This window comes from Rhodopirellula sp. J20-39, assembly GCF_057365095.1.
This window is the reverse complement of sequence record NZ_CP195123.1, coordinates 720560-724352: the sequence shown is the minus strand read 5'-3', so window position 1 is coordinate 724352 and position 3793 is coordinate 720560. Positions and strand designations below refer to the sequence as shown.

1 protein-coding gene is annotated in these 3793 nt (G+C 54.6%); it reads left to right on the top strand.

Features of this window, described 5'->3' with window-relative positions:
* The first annotated feature begins 1158 nt into the window (after nucleotides 1-1158).
* Entirely contained in the window at nucleotides 1159-3663 is a 2505-nt protein-coding gene (locus ACR3ZL_RS02410) for a PKD domain-containing protein (protein ID WP_486173562.1), read from the top strand.
* Nucleotides 3664-3793 lie beyond the last annotated feature (130 nt).

Genomic DNA, 3793 nt, shown 5'->3' with positions numbered 1-3793 from the left:
TTCGATACAGGCGTTGCGTCGTTGCCAGCTGACTTGGCTGCACACTACCCACTCAGCGACGTCAGCGGCACGGTCGCCAAGGATCACAGTTTGTTCGGTCGAGACGGAGTGGTAGCCAAACGCACCGGAGCATTCCTGCCCGGCGATGGTACGAAACCTGGCTGGACCCCGGACAGCCCGCTGGAAGAATCTCGTTTTGATGCAATCAATGAAGGACGCTACACGCTCGAAGTGACGGCTCACGACGGCGATGGCGGCGTCACCAAGGCCCGCTCGACGATTGTCGTTTCCAACCTAGCGCCCACGGCCATGTCTGATGCGAGTGCTGACTTCTCTGCCGCTGCCCAACCCGTCTTCTTTGACGCATCTGGTTCGACCGATCCAGGTACCTTGGACCAAGCCAATTTGAGCTACCGATGGGAGATCACCTCGCCCGGTTTGTTCTCACCGCTCGTGTTCGATACGCAAGCGATTGAGTTCACCCCCGAATTTGCCGGAATCTACAACGTCACCTTGACCGTTACCGACTCGGGAATGCTGTCGGATCAGACGACGCAAACCCTTGAGGTTGTTCCGCAAGCCAATCTTGATGTCCTTTCCGGTGCAATTGACAGTCTCGTCTTTCCCGAGGGTGGCGAGGTCACTCTGGACAGTCGAGGATCGTCACCGCTGGCTCCGTTTGGTAATTCGTCACGTCGCTATGAATGGCGAGTGTTTGATACGGACTCTGGCACGTTACTTCCCGAGGGCGATTCGTCCTCCACTTCATTCACGGCCGGGTCGCGGGGTCTGTTGACGGTCGGCTTGTCGGTAGTCGATACCGTGGCGGGTGTTGAATACACAAGTGCGTCCGTCACTCAGTATTTGACAATCGAAAACGTAGCACCGACGGTCGATCTCGGTGATGACATCTTCACGACCGAGGGAACCTCCTTCACGATCGACCCGAGCATTTTTGACCCTGGTCAGGATGAGGACTTTTTCCTGGACTGGATTGCCCCCGATGGTATCATCCAACAAAGCTTTGAAGCACCGTATGAGTTCATTGCGCTGGACAACGGTGTTTACCAAATTGGATTGTTGGTTTCCGATGGAAGTGTGTTTGGAAACAACTTCGGAGAATTCCTGACCAGCGAACTGGCAACGCTAACGGTCCAAGTGAGTAACTTGGCTCCCGTCGTAACCGGCATCTCGGTCGCCGACAATCTGCTCGAATCGGACAACGGAAACGTGGTCTCTCTAACGGCCCACTTCGACGATCCCGCTAACGTTGCGGGGGGAGACGACGCAATCGAGCGGGATAGCGATGATCGATCCTTCGATTTCGCCTGGACGTTCGGTGACGGTTCGGAGCCATTGGTGACGACATCGCCAAACGTCAGCCACCGATTCCCCGATAGCGGCGAGTATGACGTTCGTGTCACAGTGACCGACAAAGACGGAGACACGGGCGAGATCACTCGCAGCGTCATCATCAACAATGCGGCTCCCCGTGAACTGACGCTTAGTGTCCCATCAGTGGTGCCGGAAGATGAGTTCGTCACCGTCTCTGGCAGTTTCCGCGATCTCGATGGTCGACAAACGGAAACCGATGCCGAACCTGTCACGGCGGACATCGATTTTGGCGACGGGACTAAGAAGACGGTTGCCCTGACGAGCGTCGTCGACAACGGCGTCCGCTCTTACACATTTACTTCCAGTCATACCTATCGTCGCGGTGGAACCTACTCGCTCCTGCTGACCGCACGCGATGACGACGGCGGCGAGTCCACTTTAACAGCGTCGTTGTCGGTGACCGAGGTCAATGACAACCCCTCGGCGAAGACGGATCGCTTCAGCGTTCTTTCCGGAACAGTTGATTTTGCCATCGATGTCTTGGCGAATGATTCGTTTGCTCCCGATCCTGCGGAAACGCTGACCGTCACATCGGTGACGCAGAGTGTTCACGGCGGGACAACTTCGATCGACATCGCTACTGGTCGCGTTCTCTACACACCACGTCCGGACTTCGTGGGGAGCGATCGATTCACCTACACGATCAGTGACGGCAATGGCGGAACCGCGGAAGGCAGCGTGGTTCTGAATGTGACTCCCACGAACAGTGCCCTATTGAGGTTGGATACTTCGTCGCGTGACACCGCAGCCTACCGATTGCGGCTTTCCGGTTCGCTCATCGAAATTCGCGATGCGGATTCGGGTGAGTTGCTTGAAACGCGAAACATTTTGGCGCTGCAGCGGATTGAGATCGTTGGTCGTGACGACCTGGATCAAACCTTTGATTTGATTTTCGACAGCAGTGTCGGACTCAACTTGTCTGGTGGGATGCAGATCGTCGCGGGAGCATCAGCCAATGATCAACTTTCGATTTCCGGCACGGCGGGCTTGACGATCGAAATCGAGACGCCCGATTCAACCTCGGACACTCGGCGGATCACGCTGGCCGAAGGCGATGCGATTCTCAGCATCGATACCACTGGAATCGAAAATATCGTCACTTCCTTTCCTCCTCGTCGTTTGTTGAACAACGAATTGCAGGTCGGCACGGATACGCTCCGCCTGACTCAGCCAATGATCCTCGGATCCTTTGAAACGTTGACGATCGGTGATGCGGCCGGCGACGGGACGGTCGATTTTGGCGGTGGTCTCGAAATTGATTTTGGCAGCTCCGTTTCAGGACGCGGAACCCTCTCAGGAACGATCGTCAATCAAGGTATGATCGTCGGACCGCCGGTTGGTAGCGGCCAGCAACTCGTGATCGATGGCGAGGTCTCTGGAGCGGGATCATTCGTTGGGAATGTCGTCGTCACAGGCGTCTTCCGTCCCGGCAACAGTCCGGCTGAAGTTGAAATCGATGGAAATCTCACGTTCCTTCCGACGAGCCGCTTAGAAGTGGAAGTGGAAGACAACGGTTTGCCTGCGAATGACCGTCTGACAATCAGCGGCGAATTTTTCGCGTCGGGGACTTTAGATATTCGCAACAACACCGCTACCGGAAGTCTGCAGCGTTTCGAACGCCGCACCATCATCACTGCGGACTCCATTCAGGGACAGTTCGATACGATCTTGGGAAGCGAAAACACTTTTGCAGACGACCGGCTCTATTTGGACGTGTACCAATCGCCGAGTGGAATTGAATTGGTCGTCATGCCCACCACCTATCACAACACGGAAAACCCTTTTGACGTCAATCTAGACGGCAACGTCTCGGCACTTGATGCATTGCTAATCATCAACGAACTCAATCGAAATGGGCCTGGTCAACGCTCGCGTCCAAGAGCCACGGAAGAAACGCGAATCGACCTGTTTGATTCCTCCGATGACGGACTGATCACTTCGTTAGATGCCCTACAAGTCATCAATGAACTCAATCGAGCGTTCACTGAAGCGGATGGTGAAGCACTACAAACCCAGGTAGCTTCCGCAGAGACTTCCGGGATGGCAGGATTGCAGAACAAATCTTCCCATGTGGACGATTACTACGTTGTCGCTCAGCACTCGCCGCTCGCTCTTCCTGAGTATGTTTCATCAGAGAAGATTGATCCCACGATTGACCTGTTGGCTCAGGACTCTGATCGTACGGATCGTATATCGAACGATGATTTGGATCTAACCATTCCAATTGAGTTAGACCAAGTATTTATGGGTATCGGATCTTCCGAATGATGAGTTAGCATCTTTCTGTAAGTTGGCTGAATGGTGGAAGAAATGAAGAGTGGGGTGGATGGCATCAAAGCTCTGCATCCGACGAGGTCGCTGCCGGTCAGTCGCTCACTCTCTCTACGTTGGCTTGCAA